Annotated in this window: 18 protein-coding genes; 5 read left to right on the forward strand and 13 right to left on the reverse strand. The window is 68.8% G+C overall.

What is annotated here, in order from left to right:
• Position 1 precedes the first annotated feature (1 nt).
• From G369_RS0102965 to G369_RS0103020, 12 genes are all read right to left on the reverse strand, one after another.
• Positions 2 to 1,288 carry an amidohydrolase family protein gene (locus G369_RS0102965; RefSeq protein WP_019652484.1) on the reverse strand — a complete coding sequence of 429 codons (1,287 nt, stop codon included), beginning with the start codon at positions 1,286 to 1,288 and terminating at the stop codon, positions 2 to 4.
• Positions 1,289 to 1,340: 52 nt separating this feature from the next.
• Positions 1,341 to 1,814 (reverse strand): hypothetical protein, encoded by a 474-nt coding sequence (locus G369_RS0102970; RefSeq protein ID WP_019652485.1) that lies wholly within the window; start codon positions 1,812 to 1,814, stop codon positions 1,341 to 1,343.
• 22 nt (positions 1,815 to 1,836) lie between these two features.
• Positions 1,837 to 2,310: a hypothetical protein gene (locus G369_RS0102975; RefSeq protein ID WP_019652486.1), complete on the reverse strand. Its 474-nt coding sequence runs from the start codon at positions 2,308 to 2,310 to the stop codon at positions 1,837 to 1,839.
• The gene (locus G369_RS0102980) at positions 2,310 to 3,233 is read right to left on the reverse strand and encodes an ABC transporter permease (protein ID WP_019652487.1); all 924 of its coding nucleotides are present in this window, start codon (positions 3,231 to 3,233) and stop codon (positions 2,310 to 2,312) included. Before G369_RS0102980 ends, G369_RS0102975 begins: the two co-directional genes overlap by 1 nt.
• Before the next feature lie 133 nt (positions 3,234 to 3,366).
• Complete coding sequence (locus G369_RS0102985; protein WP_186475738.1) at positions 3,367 to 4,431, reverse strand: ABC transporter permease; 1,065 nt, start codon at positions 4,429 to 4,431, stop codon at positions 3,367 to 3,369.
• Positions 4,431 to 6,038: an ABC transporter ATP-binding protein gene (locus G369_RS0102990; protein WP_019652489.1), complete on the reverse strand. Its 1,608-nt coding sequence runs from the start codon at positions 6,036 to 6,038 to the stop codon at positions 4,431 to 4,433. Before G369_RS0102990 ends, G369_RS0102985 begins: the two co-directional genes overlap by 1 nt.
• On the reverse strand, positions 6,035 to 6,730 hold the full coding sequence (locus tag G369_RS0102995) for an alpha/beta fold hydrolase (RefSeq protein WP_063827402.1): 696 nt from the start codon (positions 6,728 to 6,730) through the stop codon (positions 6,035 to 6,037). The genes G369_RS0102990 and G369_RS0102995 overlap by 4 nt, the downstream gene beginning before the upstream one ends.
• A 44-nt stretch (positions 6,731 to 6,774) precedes the next feature.
• Positions 6,775 to 7,713: a 5'-methylthioadenosine/S-adenosylhomocysteine nucleosidase gene (locus tag G369_RS0103000; RefSeq protein ID WP_026346164.1), complete on the reverse strand. Its 939-nt coding sequence runs from the start codon at positions 7,711 to 7,713 to the stop codon at positions 6,775 to 6,777.
• 101 nt (positions 7,714 to 7,814) lie between these two features.
• A complete protein-coding gene (locus tag G369_RS0103005) occupies positions 7,815 to 8,819 on the reverse strand; it encodes a BMP family protein (protein WP_019652492.1) in 1,005 nt (334 codons plus the stop codon).
• 196 nt (positions 8,820 to 9,015) lie between these two features.
• Positions 9,016 to 9,648 (reverse strand): uracil phosphoribosyltransferase, encoded by a 633-nt coding sequence (upp, locus tag G369_RS0103010; RefSeq protein ID WP_019652493.1) that lies wholly within the window; start codon positions 9,646 to 9,648, stop codon positions 9,016 to 9,018.
• Positions 9,649 to 9,693: 45 nt separating this feature from the next.
• Entirely contained in the window at positions 9,694 to 11,121 is a 1,428-nt protein-coding gene (locus G369_RS0103015) for a URC4/urg3 family protein (RefSeq protein WP_019652494.1), read from the reverse strand.
• Complete coding sequence (locus G369_RS0103020; RefSeq protein WP_019652495.1) at positions 11,118 to 12,437, reverse strand: GTP cyclohydrolase II; 1,320 nt, start codon at positions 12,435 to 12,437, stop codon at positions 11,118 to 11,120. Before G369_RS0103020 ends, G369_RS0103015 begins: the two co-directional genes overlap by 4 nt.
• A gap of 154 nt (positions 12,438 to 12,591) precedes the next feature.
• Here G369_RS0103020 and G369_RS0103025 point away from each other — a divergent pair, with 154 nt between their 5' ends.
• The 3 genes from G369_RS0103025 to G369_RS0103035 all read left to right on the forward strand — a co-directional run bounded on the left by G369_RS0103025 (position 12,592) and on the right by G369_RS0103035 (position 14,208).
• Positions 12,592 to 12,900: a hypothetical protein gene (locus G369_RS0103025; protein WP_026346166.1), complete on the forward strand. Its 309-nt coding sequence runs from the start codon at positions 12,592 to 12,594 to the stop codon at positions 12,898 to 12,900.
• A gap of 73 nt (positions 12,901 to 12,973) precedes the next feature.
• Positions 12,974 to 13,564, forward strand: coding sequence for a sigma-70 family RNA polymerase sigma factor (locus tag G369_RS0103030; protein ID WP_019652497.1), 591 nt, complete (start codon positions 12,974 to 12,976; stop codon positions 13,562 to 13,564).
• Positions 13,561 to 14,208, forward strand: coding sequence for an NrsF family protein (locus G369_RS0103035; RefSeq protein WP_019652498.1), 648 nt, complete (start codon positions 13,561 to 13,563; stop codon positions 14,206 to 14,208). Before G369_RS0103030 ends, G369_RS0103035 begins: the two co-directional genes overlap by 4 nt.
• A 25-nt stretch (positions 14,209 to 14,233) precedes the next feature.
• On the opposite strand, the gene G369_RS0103040 is transcribed toward G369_RS0103035, so the two are convergent.
• A complete protein-coding gene (locus G369_RS0103040) occupies positions 14,234 to 15,754 on the reverse strand; it encodes a helicase HerA-like domain-containing protein (protein ID WP_019652499.1) in 1,521 nt (506 codons plus the stop codon).
• Positions 15,755 to 15,994: 240 nt separating this feature from the next.
• Between G369_RS0103040 and G369_RS0103045 the strand changes: the two genes are divergently transcribed.
• A complete protein-coding gene (locus G369_RS0103045; protein WP_019652500.1) occupies positions 15,995 to 16,306 on the forward strand; it encodes a phosphopantetheine-binding protein in 312 nt (103 codons plus the stop codon).
• 4 nt (positions 16,307 to 16,310) lie between these two features.
• A complete protein-coding gene (locus tag G369_RS0103050) occupies positions 16,311 to 16,955 on the forward strand; it encodes a COG4648 family protein (RefSeq protein WP_026346167.1) in 645 nt (214 codons plus the stop codon).
• Position 16,956: the final 1 nt, after the last annotated feature.

Consider the following 16,956-nt stretch of genomic DNA (forward strand, 5'->3'; position numbering starts at 1 on the left):
TTCAGTCCTGGGGCTTCGGCACCATCCAGCTCGTCGATTCGCCACGGCCGGGAAGGTGCAGGCTGGCCGTGGCAGCCGGCGTTTCGGCCAGCAGGCGGCCCTTGCGGAACACCTTGAGCCGTGCGGCGCGCAGGCGGATCGCCTCGACCGGGTCGCGCGCCTGCAGCAGCACGAAGCTGGCGTCGCAGCCGGCCTCGAGGCCGTAGTTCTCCAGGTGCATCACGCGCGCGGCATTCGTCGTCACCGCCTCGAAGCACTGGCGGATGCCTTCCTGGCTGGTCATCTGCGCCACGTGCAGGCCCATGTGCGCCACTTCGAGCATGTCGCCCGAGCCCATGCCGTACCAGGGGTCCATCACGCAGTCGTGGCCGAAGGCGACGTTCACGCCGGCGGCCATGAGCTCCGGCACGCGCGTCATGCCGCGGCGCTTGGGGTAGGTGTCGTGGCGGCCCTGCAGCGTGATGTTGATGAGCGGGTTGGAGACCACCGACACGCCGCTTTCGGCGATCAGCGGCAGCAGCTTGCTCACGTAGTAGTTGTCCATCGAGTGCATCGAGGTGCAGTGCGAGCCCGTCACGCGGCCCTGCAGCGCCAGGCGCTGCGTCTCGAAGGCCAGCGTCTCGATGTGGCGCGAGAGCGGGTCGTCCGACTCGTCGCAGTGCATGTCGACCAGCTTGCCCCGGTCGGCCGCGATCTCGCACAGCAGCTTCACGCTGGCGGCGCCATCCGCCATGGTGCGCTCGAAGTGCGGGATGCCGCCGACCACGTCCACGCCCTTGTCGAGGGCGCGCTCGAGGTTCTCGACGCCGCCGGGCGAGCGCAGCACGCCGTCCTGCGGAAAGGCGACCAACTGAAGATCGAGATACGGCGCCACCTTGCGCCGGACCTCCAGCAGCGCATCGACCGCCAGCAGGCTCGGGTCGCTCGTGTCCACATGCGAGCGCACCGCCAGCAGCCCCTTGGCCACCGCCCAGTCGCAATAGGCCAGCGCGCGTTCGATGAGCGCGTCGGCCGTCAGCAGGGGCTTCAGCTCGCCCCACAGCGCGATGCCTTCGAGCAGCGTGCCGCTCTGGTTGACGCGCGGCAGGCCGTAGCTCAGCGTGGCGTCCATGTGGAAATGCGGGTCGACGAAGTGGGGCGAGAGAAGCAGGCCCTGGGCGTCGAGCTTGTCGTGCGCCGGCGCATCGAGCCCGGGCGTGACTTCGGCGATGCACCCGTCCTGCACGGCGACCGACATGCCGGTGCGGCCGTCGGGGAGGGTGGCGTTGGTGATGAGGAGGTCGAGCATCGTGGCGGCCTTTGCGTGTTCTGTGGTCGATCGGTCAGCGGGATTGTCCCGCTCACTGCGGCGAGGGCTGGTGCCGATGGGCCCAGCGGTTGTTCAGGTTGTGGAGGTAGATGTACACGTAGTCGCTGCGGTCGCGGGCGACGCCGATGCTGCCCCAGTGGAATCCGGCCGGGCTGCGGGCAACGCCCATGGTGGCCAGCCAGCGCTCGTGGAAGCGATGGCGCTGGTCGACGCTGCCGTAGAAGTCGGCGTCTTCCAGCTTGCGAAGGGCGGGGGTCGTGAGCGCCAGGAAGCAGCTCACGAGCAGCTCTTTCTCGAAACGCAGCTGGAGCTGCACCGTCATGTCGCCCGAGGTTGCCGCTGCCCGGGCGAATACGCAATCCACGACCTGTCCCTCGACATGGGCGGTTTCGGCTCTTTTCGTGAAGTGGGCGGGCAGGTCGTCCGCAAGGGTGTCGATGTCGACGATGATCCCGGCCGCCGACAGCCGCCCGCTTGTCGTGTCCAGATGCAGCACCGTATCCATTCGGCTGTCCGCCTCGGCCGCTTCAGCGCGTGTTCTGCGCCCGGTACCGGTATTGCCCCGGCGCAGGCCCGACCTCGATGGTCACGCGGCGCAGCTTCTCGTCGTGTCCCGAGTCGGCCTTGGCGGTGACGACGATGCCACGCGGCGTGGCGCGGCAGGTGAGGTCGGACAGCGAAATCTCCGCGTGGTCGTTGTCGAGTTCGGCGATGGCGACCGTGTGCTCCGCGCGCAGGCTGCCGTTGGCGTCGCGGCTCATCCACTGCACGTAGAGGAACGACTGGGCGTACTGCTCGGCGTGCACCACGCGGTAGGTGCCCTGGTGGTCCTTGCCCCAGGTGCCGCACATCTGCACCCAGGTCACGGCGTCGGCCGTGCTGAAGGCCTCGTAGCCGTAGTTCATGCCGAGTGCGCGAGCGCCGTTGCCGCCCATGGTCAGCAGAGCCAGCAGCGCCGCGAGCAGGGCGCCTCGCGCGGCGGCGGCGGTCCTCGTGGTCATCAGCGTTCCCCCTTGCGGTACGGTTTCATCAGCGCCTGCGGGTAGCTCGCCTTGCGCGCCACCAGCACCAGCGCCAGGATCGACAGCAGGTAGGGCAGCATCAGGTAGATCTGGTAGGGCAGCACGGCGTCGCCCGATTGTTGCAGCCGCAGCTGAAGCGCATCGAAGAAGGCGAACAGCAGCGCGCCCAGCAGGGCCTTGCCCGGCCGCCACGAGGCGAACACCACCAGCGCCACGCAGATCCAGCCGCGTCCGTTCACCATGTTGAAGAAGAAGGCGTTGAAGGCCGACAGCGTGAGAAAGGAGCCCGCCATGCCCATGAGCGCCGAGCCCGCGACGATGGCGCCGGTGCGCGTGGCCGCGACCGACACGCCCTGGCTCTCGGCGGCCTGCGGGTTCTCGCCGGCCATGCGCAGCGCGAGGCCCAGCGGCGTGCGGTACAGCACCCAGCCCACCGCCGGCACCAGCAGCAGCGCGAACAGGGTGAGCGCGGTCTGCGCACCCAGGATGGGAATGGGCAGCCAGTCCATCGGTGCGAAGGGCGTGATGGTGGGCGGCGTGTTCACCTTCGGAAAGCTCACGCGATAGCCGAAGTAGCTCAGCGCGGTCGCCAGCAGGGTGATGCCCAGCCCCGAGACGTGCTGCGAAAGCGCCAGCCCGACGGTCAGGAAGGCATGCAGCAGCCCGAACACCATGCCCGCGAGCGCGGCCACCCCCACGCCCACCCACAGCGGCGCACCGGCATAGACCGCGAGCCAGCCGGTGAAGGCGCCTGCGACCATGATCCCCTCGATGCCGAGGTTGAGCACGCCCGCGCGCTCGCACAGCAGCACGCCGAGCGTGCCCAGGATGAGCGGCGTGGCGATGCGCAGCACCGCGACCCAGAAGGCGGCGTTGGAAAGAATGTCCAGGAGGTCGGTCATTGCGTATTTCTCCCTCGCCTTCCGGGGGAGGGCCGGGGTGGGGGCAAGCGGCGCTCGATGGGGACTCCGATGCCCCCATCCCAGCCTTCCCCCAGCGGGGGAAGGAGCAAGGCAGAAGATGCGAAGGCTGCCGTCATTTCGTCATCCTCACCCGGTACTGCGTGAGCAGCGTCGCCACCAGCACCGCGATCAGCGAGGCCGCGACGATCACGTCGGCGATGTAGGTCGGCACGCCCACCGCACGGCTCATGGTGTCGGCGCCCACGAGCACACCGGCCACGAACACCGCGGCGGCGATCACGCCAAGCGGATGCAGCCCCGCCAGCATCGCGATCACGATGCCGGTGTAGCCGTAGCCCGGCGACATGTCGAGCGTGACGTAGCTGGTGCGGCCCGCCACCTCGATGGCGCCCGCCAGCCCGGCCAGCGCGCCCGAGAGCAGCGCCACCATCACCACCGTGCGCGTCACCGGCACGCCCGCGAAGGCGGCGGCGCGCGCGTTCGCGCCCACGGCGCGGATGTCGAAGCCCAGCACCGTGTACTTGAAGATCGCCCACACCATCACCGCCAGCGACACCGCCCAGAGCAAGCCGGTATGAACCCGCGTCTGCGCGACGAGCTTGCCCAGTTCGAGGTCGGACTGCAGCGACACGCTCTGCGGCCAGCCCATGGCCGTCGGGTCCTTCATCGGCCCGTCGAGCAGCGCCGACACGCCCAGCAGCACGATGAAGTTGATCAGCAGCGTGGTGACGACCTCGTCCACGCCCAGCCGGTTCTTCATGAGCGCCGGACCCAGCAGCATCAGCGCGCCGGCAATGGCGGCGGCCAGCATCATCAGCGGGAAGAGCAGCCACGGCGACAGCTCGAAGCCGGTGCCGCCATGCATGCCGCCCACTGCCACGGCAGCCAGCGCGCCGGCGTAGAGCTGGCCTTCCGCACCGATGTTGAAGAGCCGCGCCTTGAAGGCGACGGTGGCAGCCAGCCCGGTGAGGATCAGCGGGATCGCCCGCGTGAGCGTCTCGCTCCACGCGAACACCGATCCGAAGCCGCCTTGCAGCAGCAGCGCATAGGTGCGGCCGATCGGCGCGCCGGCCCAAAGCACCAGCAGCGCGCTGATCGCCATCGTGAACACGATCGCGCCGATGGGGGCGAGCACCAACGCCATGCGCGAGGTCTCGTGGCGTCGTTCGAGCCGCATCATGACGAAGCTCCCTTGGCGTGGGATGCCGACGTCGCGCCGGCCATGGCCAGCCCGATGGCCTCGCGCGTCCATGCCGCGGCAGGGCGCGCTTCGCCCAGGCGGCCGCCGTGCATCACGGCCACGCGGTCGCCCAGCGCGAGCACTTCGTCGAGGTCGTCGGAAATCACCAGCACGGCTGCCCCCGCGTCGCGGGCGGCGATCAGCTGCTGCTGCACATAGGCGACGGCGCCGATGTCCAGGCCCCAGGTGGGCTGGTGCGCGACGATCAGGCGCGGGGCTCGGTTGGGGTGCTTCCTGTCGGCCTTGTCCTGGCTGGAGTCGGACTGGGGTTGTTCGGGCGCCAGCAGGGCGCGTCCAAGAATCAGTTTCTGCATGTTCCCGCCCGAGAGCGAGCGAGCCGGCGCCATCAGGCCGGCTCCGCGCACGTCGAACGCCTTTTCGATGCGCCGCGCATGGAGTCTGGCGGCGGCGCGCTTCACGATCCACGACCAGCGCGAGAACACGGGGCTTCGCAGCCGCTCCGACACCGCGTTCTCCCACACCGGCAAGTCGCCGACCACGCCGACCGCGTGCCGGTCCTCCGGAATGCGCGCGACGCCGCGCTGCACCAGCCGGGCCGGCGAGGGCGGCAGCGCGCGGCCCATGAGCTGTGCCGTGCCCGAGGTCGCGCGGCGCGTGCCGCACAGCAGCTCGGCCAGCGCGACCTGCCCGTTGCCCGAGACACCGGCGATGGCGGTGATCTCGCCCGCGCGCAGCGTCAGCGACACCTCGCGCAGCCGGTCTCGCCCGTCGCCCTTGGCGGAGGCCGCGGTGCTCACGTGGTCGAGCACGCAGACGGCATCGCCCACCGACTTCGCGGGCCGGCGCTTCGGCGCCTCCACCGCATGCCCGACCATCCAGAGCGCGAGCTGCGCCTGCGTGGTGTCGGCCGTGCGGGCCTCGGCCACCAGCTTGCCGCCGCGCAGCACGGCGATGCGGTGCGACACGCGCAGCACCTCGTCGAGCTTGTGGCTGATGAAGATCACCGACAGCCCCTGTGCCACCATCTGCGAGAGCGTGGCGAAGAGCGCCTCGCTCTCCTGCGGCGTGAGCACGGCGGTCGGCTCGTCGAGGATGAGGATGCGCGCGCCGCGGTACAGCGCCTTCAGGATTTCCACGCGCTGGCGTTCTCCGACCGAGAGGCTGCCGACGAGCGCATCGGGCTGCACCGGCAGGCCGAAGCGCCGCGCCACATCGAGCAGCCGCTCGCGCGCGGCGGCGCGTCGCGACACCGGGCGCCACAGCGGCTCGGTGCCCATCATCACGTTGTCGAGCACGCTGAGGTTGTCGGCCAGCGTGAAGTGCTGGTGCACCATGCCGACGCCCGCGGCGAGCGCCGCCTTGGGGTTGCCCGGCGGCAGCGGCGAGCCGAAGACTTCGATGCTGCCTTCGTCGGCGACATAGTGGCCGAACAGGATCGACATCAGCGTCGACTTTCCTGCGCCGTTCTCGCCGAGCAGCGCGAGCACCTCGCCTGCGTGCAGGTCCAGGGAAATGGCGTCATTGGCCACCAGCGCGCCGAAGCGTTTGGTGATGCCGCCGAGCCGGAGCACAAGAGGGTTCATGGGATGGCGGGCTCGGGACTGCCGAGCTCGCGGCAAAAGTTGTCGATGGCATTGGCGGCGGCGATGGGCGCGGCCTGCAGCAATCCGTGCGGACCTTCCAGCCGGACGATGCGAAGGCCCGACAGCGCACGCTGGATGGTACGGGCGGCCTGGTCGGGAACGATGCGGTCCTCCATGGCCTGAAGGTACATCGCGGGCACGCGCACCTGCGCAAGCTTGTCGATCACGTTCACGCGCTGCACTTCCTTCATGCGGCGCGTCATGACGGCGGTCGACACCTGCCGCAGCGAACCCTGCAGCAGGGCCGCGAGGCGCGGCGTGGCGAAGCGGCCCAGCAGCATGCGCCGCATCGGTCCGCGCATCGGGCCGGAGTGCAGGAACTTCATCGACAGCTCGAGCAGGCCGCCGCGCAGCAGCGCCAGCCCCGGTGCAGGACGGCGGGCAAAGCTGCAGCACAGGATCAGGCCGCGCAGCCCCGGCGGCGGAGACGCCGCGATGGAGATGGCCAGCGGTCCCGAGAAGGATTCGCCCAGCAAAACGAAGGGCTGGCCGGCAGGCAACTGCGCGCGCACCAGCCGTTCGAGCTCGTCATAGCCCAGCGGCTCGGTGCCGGGGTAGCGCACGACGTCGATGGCGTCTCGCCGTTCCATGGCCTGGGCCAGGGGCTCGAAGAGTTCGCCGGTGCCGTCCATGCCCGGAAGCAGAACGAGTCGGATGAGGCCGGCGGGCGCCGCCGTCACTTCCAGGCGGCCAGGAAGGCCAGCATGACCTTGGCGGAGTTGTCCGCCGCGATGCCCATGAAGGTGCCCATTTCGTTCTCGCCGTCGCCGCCGCCCGCGAGGTCGCTGAGCGAGCGGAAGGCGATGAAGGGCACGCCGTTGCTGTAGGCGACCATGCCCACGGCTGCGGTCTCCATGTCGAGCACGTTGGCCTGGAAGGTCTTGTAGGTGTATTCGCGGTAGGCCTTGTTGTCCATGAAGGCCTGGCCCGAGACGCCGTTGCCGCCCACCACCAGCTGCGGCTTGCGCGGCAGGCACTTGCCGGCGCTGCAGTTGGCCAGGTCGACATTGCGGATGCTGCGGGCCACCTCGAGCATCTTCGCGTCGGCCTCGAACCAGAACTTGCGGTGGATCTCCGGCCGCGCCGCCGAACGCACCTCGACCGGGCGCGGGAACATCATCCCGAAGTTGGGCAGCGTCGCGTCGGTGATGAAGGGCGGGGCGGTGTACTTGCCGGGTGAGGTCTCGCGCGCCATCAGCACTTCGAGGTACTGGCCCCACTGCGCCGGCACGGTGACGTCGCCCACGTGCAGCGACGGGTTCACGCCGCCTGCGATGCCGCTGAAGACGATGTTGGTCACGCGGAAGCGGTTGAGCGCCAGCTGCGTGTTCATCGTCGCGTTGGTCATGCTGATGCCGGAGAGGAACAGCACGACCGGCTTGCCTTCGAGCGTGCCGGTGGTGAATTCCACGCCATTGACGCTGTGCTTCACCGGACCCTGCAGCCGCGTGAGCAGCAGCTTCAGCTCGGGCTCGAAGGCCGACAGCACCGCGATGCGCGGCGTGTCGTCGAGCCGCGTGCTGCTGTTGATGGCGACGGCGCCGCCCTTGTAGACACCCACGCAGCCGGTCAGCGAGAGCCCGATTGCTGCGGCAGCAAGAACATTCCCGGCCATTCGGGGAACACCGCGGAACCGGCTCTGCCGGGACGCAGGTGTTTCCCCCTGCAAGGGGGTGGGCGTAGCGGCACGAGGTGCGCGGGGCCTGGAGGTGTGTTTCATCGTGCCGTCGACTTGGGCTGAGAGTCGTCGACCTTCACGGTGAACTTGCCCGAGAGAATGTCGGCCTGCTTGGCCTTCACCTTCGCGACGATGTCGGCCGGGACCTTCTTCTCGAAGGTGCCCAGCGGCGCGAGCTCGGAGCCCTTGTACTTCATCTGCGCGTAGATGCCGTAGTCCTCTGCGGCGAACTTGCCTTCCTTCACGAGCTTGATCGCGCGGTCGGCCGCGGGCTCGAAGTTCCACAGGGCCGAGGCCACCACCGTGTCGGGGTACTGGCTCTGGGTGTCGATCACGTTGCCGATGGCGAGCTTGCCCTTTTCCTTGGCGGCATCGGAAACGCCGAAGCGCTCCGCGTACATCACGTCGGCGCCCTTGTCGATCATGGCGAAGGCCGCTTCCTTGGCCTTCGGCGGGTCGAACCAGCTGTTGATGAAGCTCACGCTGAACTCCACCTTCGGATTCGTTTCCTTCGCGCCGGCCATGAAGGCGTTCATCAGCCGGTTGACCTCGGGAATCGGAAAACCGCCGACCATGCCGATGCGGTTGCTCTTCGTCATGCCGCCGGCCACCATGCCGCTGAGGTAGGCTGGCTCCTGGATGTAGTTGTCGAACACGCTGAAGTTGGGCGCCTGGGGCTTGAGCGAGGAGCCCATCAGGAAGGCCACCTTCGGAAAGTCCTTCGCCACCTTGCGCGCCGCCGCCTCCACCCCGAACACCTCGCCCAGGATCAGCTGGTTGCCGGCCGTGGCGTACTCGCGCATCACGCGCTCGTAGTCGGCGTTGCTCACGTTCTCGGTGGCCTTGTACTCGATCTCCCCGCGCGCCTCGGCCGCCTTGAGTGCCTTGTGGATGCGGCCCACCCATTGCTGCTCGAACGGCACGGTGTAGACCGCCGCCACCTTCAACTTGGCCTGAGCGAGCGCAAGACCCGGGGCGCCCACCGCAGCGAGCGCTGCGGCAACGGCGACGGAACGGATGATCAATTGACGACGTGCGGTCACGGTACTTCTCCTCGATTCGATTGGTGATGAAAGAACTAGCGCTGCAATCCTCGTGCCCGACGAGGGCACGGCCCCAACCCCCAGCAACCCAATCCCGGGAACACCGCGGAACCGGCTTCGCCGGGCCGCAGGTGTTGCCCCCCGGTAGGGGGGTGGGCGAAGCGACACGAAGTGCGCGCAGCCTGGGGGGCGAGCCTCACTTCGTCCCGAAGATCCGGTCGCCCGCGTCGCCCAGGCCCGGAAGGATGTACCCGTGGCTGTTGAGCTCCCGGTCGATCGCCGCGGTGTAGATCGCCACGTCAGGGTGCGCCTTCTGCATGGTCGAGACACCCTCGGGGCAGGTCAGCAGGCAGACGAACTTGATCGACTTGGGGTTGAGTTCCTTCAGCCGCTCCACCGCCGCGACGGCCGAGTTGCCGGTGGCCAGCATCGGGTCGACCACGATCACGTCGCGGTTCTCCATCTCGCCGGGCATCTTGAAGTAGTACTCGACGGCCGTCAGCGTCTTGGGGTCGCGGTACAGGCCGATGTGGCCCACGCGCGCGCCGGGCACCACGGTGAGCATGCCGTCCAGGATGCCGGTGCCGGCCCGCAGGATGGACACCAGCACCAGCTTCTTGCCGTCGATGACCTTGGCCTGCATGGTCTCCAGCGGGGTTTCCACCTCGATGTCCTGCATCGGCATGTCACGCGTGACCTCATAGGCCATGAGCATGCTGATTTCGTTGAGGAGCCGGCGGAAGCTGTTGGTGGAGGCGTCCTTGCGGCGCATCAGCGTGAGCTTGTGCTGGATGAGGGGGTGGTCGAGGAGGTGGACGTTGCTGCTCATCGGAATTTTTTGTGGCGTTGCTGGAAGACAGGGGAACCCTGGAGTCTAAAAGACGGTGCCGTCGCTCTCGATCAACAGAGGCGGAGCGCCGTCGCGCAGGCGTTGTGCCAGGGCGCGGCCCGCCGCCCAGGTGCCGCCTTCGAGCACGCAGGCCAGTGGAAGCTCCTCCTCGGTGCGGTCGAGCACCTTGCGCACGCGCGGCGCGATCTCGTCGAGCAGCGCCACCGTGAGCGCGCGCCATTCGACGATGAATTCGTCGCTCACCTTCCACTGGCGGGTGAGGAAGGCCGGGTCCTTCGGCACGATCACGCCACTGTCGATCAGCAGGCCGCCGTTGCGGTATTCGGGCAGTGCGGTGAGCGCGTCGAGCTGGCGCACCTTCACGCCGGCCCATTCGAAGGGTTCGAGCAGCGAGTATGTGAGCCACTGCGAGAGCTTGTGGAAGGGCATCCAGCCGTTGGTGAGGCCGGGGCCGCGCACGGCGCTGTGGCGCCAGCAGTCGCCGAGCGCCAGCGCGGGGTCGCCCGAGCCGATGCCGCCGGGGCTGTCGCTTCCGTCGGCGGCGATGCTGTCGACCGCGTTGGCCGCCGGCCAGATGCGCGAGAGCGTCTCCAGCAGCAACGACAGGATCTGGTGCGCCGTGACCTCGGCGGTGGGCGGCGCGGCCGGGCCGTACGGGCCGACAAGCGCGTCGAACAGCCCGCCGGGCCGGCCGTCGTCGCCGAAGGTCTCGGGCTGCTCGCTCATGGCCTCGCCGAGCCGGCGCAGCAGCGTGGCGCGGCCGGCGAGGCCGACCAGCGGATTGACTTCGCTCACCTGGAAGGCGTCGCCGAGGCGGTCGGCGACCAGGCCGCGCAGGCCGACCGCGTCGACCTGGCAGGGGCGGTCGGGATTGGACGAGAAAAGCCCGCTGGTGAACGCATGGAAGCTCGCCACGCCCAGCCCCTCCGAGCGCGAGAAGCGCTGGCCCGTGGCCGATTCGGTGTAGTGCCAGCCGGCTCCGGCGCCGGCGTCGAGCAGCACGCTCACCAGCACCAGGTCGATGTGGGCGCGGGCGCGCTGGCGTGCGTCGACCCTGCCGAGCAGCTTGTCGAGCTCCTCGACCCGGTTCACGCCGCCGGCCTCGAAATGGCGCCAGCGGCTGTGGTACGGGATGGTGTCCCACGGGTAGCGCTCGCGCGTGACCTCGGCCACGGTGCGCGCCGCGTCTTCGAGCGCGTCGTCGCCGCCGATGCGGAACCACTGCGACTCGCCGCGCCGTGCGCGAGAGAGCAGGGCGTTGGCGCGCTCGCGGATGGCCGCGGTGGTGCGCAGCAGCGTGGCCGCGCCTGCCGGGTGTGCGGTGTCGGCAGTGAATTCGATGGAGGGGTCGACTTCGCCCGCGCCGCCGGGCGGCAGGCTGCCCGAGCCATCGACGGGCAGGTTCGGGTCGTCGCCGTTCCGGGTGGGGTTGACGGGAGTGTTGCTGTTCATTCGCTGAGTCCTCGGCCCTTGGCCTTCTTCAGTTCCTCCGCGTCCGGCACCGGGCCCGGCGTGAAGTAGCCGGCCGCCATCTTGGCGTCCATCTCGACGCGGGCGTCCGCGGGGATCAATTCATCGGGGATGTTCACGCGCTCGCCGATCTCGATGCCCGAGCTGGTGATCGCGTCGAATTTCAGGTTGCTCATCGACACGAGCCGATGGATCTTCCTGATGCCGAGCCAATGGAATACGTCGGGCATCAGCTCCTGGAAACGCATGTCCTGCACGCCGGCCACGCACTCGGTGCGCGCGAAGTACTGGTCGGCCGTGTCGCCGCCCACCTGGCGCTTGCGTGCGTTGTAGACGAGGAACTTGGTCACCTCGCCCAGTGCGCGGCCTTCCTTGCGCGAATAGGCGATCAGTCCGACGCCGCCGCGCTGCGCGCCCTGGATGCATTCCTCGATGGCGTGCGTGAGATAGGGGCGGCAGGTGCAGATGTCGGAGCCGAACACGTCCGAGCCGTTGCACTCGTCGTGGATGCGCGCGGTGAGCTCGACCTCGGGGTTGGCCAGGTCGCGCGGGTTGCCGAAGATGTAGAGCGTCTGCCCGCCGATGGGCGGCAGGAACACTTCGAGGTCGGAGCGCGTGACCAGCTCGGGATACATGCCGCCGGTCTCCTCGAAGAGCGTGCGGCGCAGGTCGGTCTCGGAGCAGCCGAATCTGCGCGCCACCTCGGGCAGGTACCACACGGGTTCGATCGCGGCCTTGGTCACCATCGCAGCGCCTCCGGCGGTGAGGAACCTGCCGTCGGCCTTGAGGCGGCCTTTCTGAAGCGCCTCGATCACCTCGGGCAGGATCACGTGGGCCTTGGTGATCGCGATGGTCGGGCGGATGTCGTAGCCCGCCGCCATCTCGGTGGCGAACACCTCCGCCACCTGCGCGCCCCACGGGTCGAGCGAGACGATGCGCCCCGGCTCGCTCCATTGAGGATAGGGCCCGATCGCGTCGGTGGGCGCGGTGTTGGTGAGGTCGGCCTTGTGCTCGCGCTTGAGCGCGCCGGCCGCCACCGCGAGCGCGCGGTAGACGCTGTAGGAGCCGCTGTGGGTGCCGATCACGTTGCGGTGGGCACGCTTGGTGGTGGTGCCGACCACCGGTCCGCGTTCGGCCGCGGTGGCGGCGCCCCATCGGATGGGCAGGGCGCCGAAGCCGCCGGCGTGCGAGGTCAGCCGGATGTGGCCGGTCGACGGCGAGGGATGGAGCGGGGGGAGGGGCGCGGCGCCGGTGGCACCGCCGGGAGCGGAAGGGATCGTTGTGCTGTCAGCAGACATTGGTGGCCCTCAAAAAATGCAATGTACCGATCACGCGTGCGGCTTGCAAGCAACGCGCCACGGGCGCACCCGGTGTCCTGCGGGCATGGCCGTGCCGATGGGGAACAATGCGCGAGAACGGACGGATGGACCGGACGCGATGGAGGAAAGAACGATGCGTGTGCTTGCCTGTGCATTTCTCGCCCTGGGCCTGCTAGGCCTGAGCGCCTGCGACAAGGCCAGGGAGGGTTTCTCCGAAGGCTTCGACTCCGCCTTCAGGACCAGCTTCCGCGAGAGCTTCGTCGGCAGCTGCGTCAAGAGCGCGGGCGAGCACGGGAACAAGTCCCAGGAAGAGCTGAAGAAGCTGTGCACCTGCGCGGCCGACGGCCTCATGAAGGACACCCCTGTGGCCGACCTGCAGGACCTGGAGAAGATCAGGACGCGGACCAGCCCGATCATCCAGCAGTGCCTGAAGCAGCCCTGACGCCATGCCGGCGCCCTCGGGCCCGGCACAATGCGTCGGAACTTTTTCGACAAGGCTGTAACCAGCCAGCCCGATGGAACGAAACACTGTAGGCAGCAGGAAGAATCCCGGCGACGTGGAAGCGGCGCTGCGCGGCCTGTTCCTCCGCGGCCTCGACGGCGACGCGAAGGCCTACCGCGACTTCCTGCAGCAGCTCGCCGCGCACCTGCGCGCCTTTCTGGGCAAGCGCCTTTTCGGCTGGCCCGATGAAGTGGAAGACCTCGTCCAGGAATGCCTGCTCGCCATGCACAACCAGCGCCACACCTACCAGAGCGACCAGCCGCTGACGGCCTGGGTGCATGCCATCGCGCGCTACAAGATGATCGACCTGCTGCGCGCCAAGTCGGCCCGTGAAGACCTGCATGAACCGCTGGACGACGAGCTCGCCGTTTTCGCCGAATCCGCCGAGGAGGCCAGCGACGCGAAGCGCGACCTGGGCGGCCTGCTCGAGACGCTGCCCGAGCGGCAGCGCCTGCCCATCGTGCACGTCAAGATCGAGGGCCGCTCGGTGGCCGAGACCGCGAGCCTGACCGGCATGTCGGAGTCGGCCGTCAAGGTCGGCATCCACCGCGGGCTGAAGGCGCTGGCCGCCCGCTTCGGCAATGGCTGGGGAGCCGCGGCATGAAGACCGACGACCTGGTCTCGATGCTGGCCACCGGCGACGTGGCCGTGCCGCTTCGCCGGCGTCGCGCCAGCTCGCGCATGTGGCTGGCGTTGCTGGTGGGGCTGCCGTTCTCGCTCGCGATCCTGTTCACCGGTTACGGCGTGCGGCACGACATCGTGCAGGCCATGTTCTGGCCGATGTTCTGGGTCAAGGTGCTGTTTCCGCTGTGCATCGCCGCGGCCGGCTTCGTGGCGGCGGAACGGCTGGGGCGGCCGGGCGTGAAGCCCCGGAATGTGTGGATGGGCGCCGTGCTGCCGGTGCTCGGGGTCTGGATGCTGGCGGCGATCGCCTGGTTCACGATGCCGGGCGAGGCGCGCATGCCCGCGCTGATGGGGCAGTCGTGGCGCATCTGCGCGGTGAGCATCGGGCTGATGGCGCTCCCGGTGTTCGCGGCTGCGCTCGTCGCGCTCAGGGGCATGGCGCCCACGCGGCCCGCACTGGCCGGCGCGGCGGCCGGTGCGCTGGCCGGCGGCGTGGGAGCCTCGGTCTATGCGCTGCACTGCATGGAGTTGACCGCTCCCTTCCTCGCCGTCTGGTACGTGAGCGGGATCGCGGTGCCGGTGCTGGTCGGGGCGCTGCTCGGGCCTCGGTTGCTGCGCTGGTAGGTAGGCAGGCGAGGCCCCTGGAGCTTCAGCGCTTCTTGCCGCCGAAGATCCCGCCGAGCACGCCGCGCAGGATCTCCTTGCCCACCGAGGTGCCCATGGTCCGCACTGCCGACTTGGCCATGGTCTGCACCAGGCCATCGTGCTTGGCGCCGCGCGGACCGGTGGTGCCGAAGAGCATGTCGTTGAGCATGCTGCCCATGCCGGAGCCCGACGATTCCTCCGTGCCCTTGGCGGAGCCCGGTGCAGCGGGGGCAGGTGCGCCGGGCGCGCTTTCGGCGCGGCCCTTGAGCTTCTCGTAGGCCGATTCGCGGTCGACCGACTTCTCGTAGACGCCGGCGACCAGCGAGCCGGCGATCAGCGCCTTGCGCTGCTCTGGCGTGATCGGGCCGAGCTGGCTGGCCGGCGGCAGCACGAACACGCGCTCGGTCACGCTCGGGCGGCCCTTCTCGTCGAGCAGGCTCACCAGCGCCTCGCCGACCGCGAGTTCGGTGATGGCGGTCTCGATGTCCAGCCCGGGCTTCTGGCGCATGGTGCTGGCGGCCGCCTTCACGGCCTTCTGGTCGCGCGGGGTGAAGGCCCGAAGCGCGTGCTGCACGCGGTTGCCGAGCTGGGCCAGCACCGTGTCGGGAATGTCCAGCGGGTTCTGGGTGACGAAGTACACGCCGACGCCCTTGGAGCGCACCAGCCGCACGACCAGCTCGATGCGCTCCACCAGCGCCTTGGGCGCCTCGTTGAACAGCAGGTGGGCCTCGTCGAAGAAGAAGGCCAGCTTGGGCTGCTCGGGGTCGCCGACTTCGGGCAGCTGCTCGAAGAGCTCAGACAGCATCCACAGCAGGAAGGTGGCGTACAGGCGCGGCGAGTTCATGAGCTTGTCGGCCGCGAGCACGTTCACCACGCCCTTGCCGCCCACGGTCTGCATGAAGTCGGCGATGTTGAGCATGGGCTCGCCGAAGAACTTGTCGCCGCCCTGGGTCTCGATCTGCAGCAGTCCGCGCTGGATCGCGCCCACGCTGGCGGCGCTGATGTTCCCGTACTGCGTGGTGAACTGGCTGGAGTTCTCGCCCACGTACTGCAGCATCGCGCGCAGGTCCTTCAGGTCGAGCAGCAGCAGGCCGTTGTCGTCGGCGATCTTGAACACGAGGTTCAGCACACCCGCCTGGGTTTCGTTCACGTCGAGCATGCGGCCCAGCAGCAGGGGGCCCATGTCGGAGATGGTTGCGCGCACCGGATGGCCCTGTTCGCCGAAGACGTCCCACAGCGTGACGGGGCAGGCCGCGAGCTCGGGCAGATCGATGCCGCGTTCCTTCAGGGTGGCGGCCAGCTTGTCGCCGATATTGCCCTTCTGGCTGATGCCGGTCAGGTCGCCCTTGACGTCGGCCATGAACACCGGCACGCCGATGGAGGAGAGCTTCTGCGCGATGGTCTGCAGCGTGACGGTCTTGCCGGTGCCGGTGGCGCCGGTGATGAGGCCGTGGCGGTTGGCCAGGCCGGGCAGGAGGTTGCACTCGATCGTGTCGTGCCGTGCGATCAGAAGGGGGTCGGCCATGGGGCGCTCCGGGTCGTATCGAAGCGGGTAGTCTAGGGTGAATCTGCGCTCGTTCTTCCCTCCGGCACGGCCTGCTCCGGGTGCCGATTCGCCCCGCAGTCCGCACATGCTGTGCAACAAGGTGAAATAAGCAGAAAGAGTACGTACTGCGCCGCGGCAGGCTCCGCGTCCGGCCCTGGACGGCACTCCTATAATCCACGGCCCGCACGGTGGTTCAGGAATAAGTTTTAGGAGGTTTTTTTGTCATCGACTGCCCAGCCCCCCATTCCCGCCAACGGCGATGCCTCCGAACAGTCGCCGATCGAAAAAGAGCTGGCCGTGCTGCTCGTGAACGCGCTCAACCTCGAAATGGCTCCCGAGGACATCGTGCCGACCGAACCGCTGTACGGCGAAGGTCTCGGTCTCGACTCGATCGACATCCTTGAAGTCGCGCTCGAAGTCTCGCGCCGCTACGGCTTCCAGCTGCGTTCCGACGACGAACGCAACCAGCAGATCTTCCAGTCGCTGCGCACGCTCGCGGCTCACGTGGCCGAACACCGCGTCGCCACCTGATCCCATGTCCCGATGGCGAATAGCGCTCCTGCTGGTGGCCGGGGTCGCATATGCCGGCCTCTCCCACTGGATGACGCTGTTCCACGCGACTCAGCCGTGGGCAGTGGTGGTGCTGCTCGGCCCGCTCTGGCTCGCCGCGATAGGCCTGGCCGGCAGCTGGTTCGGCCGCTGGGGCGTCGCCATCGCGGTGGCGGTCGGCATCGCAGGCTTCGCGCTCGTCTTCCTGGGTGAGGCGGGCGACCCCAACCGGCTGTACGTGATGCAGCACGTGGCCATCAACGGCGCGCTGTGCGGCTGGTTCGGCTCCACGCTGCGCGGCAAGGGCCTGCCCCTGATCACGCAGTTCGCACAGCGCGTGCATCCGCTGCGCGGCCACATGCTGGCCTACACCACGCAGCTCACCCGCATCTGGACCGGCTTCTTCGCGGTGATGGTGACGGCCTCTATCGTCATCTACCTGACGCGGCCGTTCTCCGACTGGTCGCTGTTCGCCAACGTGCTGTCGCCCGTGATGGTGACGCTCCTCTTCGTGGGCGAACACCTGGTGCGCTACCGGCTGCATCCCGAATTCGAACGCACGCGCCTCGTGGACGCGGTGCGCGCGTTCTATGGCACGTCGTCGGTTGACACCAGCCCCGGCGGCCAATGAC

Origin of the sequence: Variovorax atrisoli 110B (genome assembly GCF_000382045.1) — a bacterium.
Taxonomy (GTDB): domain Bacteria; phylum Pseudomonadota; class Gammaproteobacteria; order Burkholderiales; family Burkholderiaceae_C; genus Variovorax; species Variovorax atrisoli.

Excerpts from the sequence above, each read along its gene's own strand:
- G369_RS0102965 (WP_019652484.1), bottom strand. The coding sequence starts at position 1,288 with ATGCTCGACCTCCTCATCACCAACGCCACCCTCCCCGACGGCCGCACC.
- G369_RS0102970 (WP_019652485.1), bottom strand. The coding sequence starts at position 1,814 with ATGGATACGGTGCTGCATCTGGACACGACAAGCGGGCGGCTGTCGGCG.
- G369_RS0102975 (WP_019652486.1), bottom strand. The coding sequence starts at position 2,310 with ATGACCACGAGGACCGCCGCCGCCGCGCGAGGCGCCCTGCTCGCGGCG.
- G369_RS0102980 (WP_019652487.1), bottom strand. The coding sequence starts at position 3,233 with ATGACCGACCTCCTGGACATTCTTTCCAACGCCGCCTTCTGGGTCGCG.
- G369_RS0102985 (WP_186475738.1), bottom strand. The coding sequence starts at position 4,431 with ATGCGGCTCGAACGACGCCACGAGACCTCGCGCATGGCGTTGGTGCTC.
- G369_RS0102990 (WP_019652489.1), bottom strand. The coding sequence starts at position 6,038 with ATGAACCCTCTTGTGCTCCGGCTCGGCGGCATCACCAAACGCTTCGGC.
- G369_RS0102995 (WP_063827402.1), bottom strand. The coding sequence starts at position 6,730 with ATGGACGGCACCGGCGAACTCTTCGAGCCCCTGGCCCAGGCCATGGAA.
- G369_RS0103000 (WP_026346164.1), bottom strand. The coding sequence starts at position 7,713 with ATGGCCGGGAATGTTCTTGCTGCCGCAGCAATCGGGCTCTCGCTGACC.
- upp (WP_019652493.1), bottom strand. The coding sequence starts at position 9,648 with ATGAGCAGCAACGTCCACCTCCTCGACCACCCCCTCATCCAGCACAAG.
- G369_RS0103015 (WP_019652494.1), bottom strand. The coding sequence starts at position 11,121 with ATGAACAGCAACACTCCCGTCAACCCCACCCGGAACGGCGACGACCCG.
- G369_RS0103020 (WP_019652495.1), bottom strand. The coding sequence starts at position 12,437 with ATGTCTGCTGACAGCACAACGATCCCTTCCGCTCCCGGCGGTGCCACC.
- G369_RS0103025 (WP_026346166.1), top strand. The coding sequence starts at position 12,592 with ATGCGTGTGCTTGCCTGTGCATTTCTCGCCCTGGGCCTGCTAGGCCTG.
- G369_RS0103030 (WP_019652497.1), top strand. The coding sequence starts at position 12,974 with ATGGAACGAAACACTGTAGGCAGCAGGAAGAATCCCGGCGACGTGGAA.
- G369_RS0103035 (WP_019652498.1), top strand. The coding sequence starts at position 13,561 with ATGAAGACCGACGACCTGGTCTCGATGCTGGCCACCGGCGACGTGGCC.
- G369_RS0103040 (WP_019652499.1), bottom strand. The coding sequence starts at position 15,754 with ATGGCCGACCCCCTTCTGATCGCACGGCACGACACGATCGAGTGCAAC.
- G369_RS0103050 (WP_026346167.1), top strand. The coding sequence starts at position 16,311 with ATGTCCCGATGGCGAATAGCGCTCCTGCTGGTGGCCGGGGTCGCATAT.